This window comes from Sphingobium sp. D43FB, from assembly GCF_002312805.1.
GTDB lineage: Bacteria > Pseudomonadota > Alphaproteobacteria > Sphingomonadales > Sphingomonadaceae > Sphingobium.
The window spans coordinates 1-383 of the sequence record NZ_NMUA01000280.1; the positions used below are offsets into that span (position 1 = coordinate 1).

Genomic DNA, 383 nt, shown 5'->3' on the forward strand with positions numbered 1-383 from the left:
CAGCAACAGCACGGCCCAGGTCACCGCGCCCAGCACCACCGACAACGCCGCAGCAACGGCGAAATTCGCGTAATTGGTGAACACGTTGTAGATGGCAATCGGCGTCACGTTGAGCCGGGTGCCCAACGTGAAGGCGGTGCCGAACGCGCCCATGGAGGTCGCGAAACAGATCGCACCGCAGGACACCAACGCTGGCGCAAGGCCCGGCACGATCACATCGCAGACCACTCGCCAATGCCCGGCACCCAGGGAATGGGCAGCTTCTTCCAGGCTGCGGTCGAGACTTTCACAGGCGGCCATCACCGTGAGGATCACCCGTGGAATCGAGAAGTACAGGTAACCGATGAACAGGCCGGTCAGCGAGTAAGCAAATATCCATCGCT

Annotated in this window: 1 protein-coding gene; it reads right to left on the reverse strand. The window is 61.6% G+C overall.

Annotation, left to right across the window (positions count from 1 at the left end; translation table 11 throughout):
• Positions 1-383: ABC transporter permease subunit (locus tag SxD43FB_RS24410; protein ID WP_141249679.1), on the reverse strand; the 383-nt coding region annotated here is incomplete at both ends.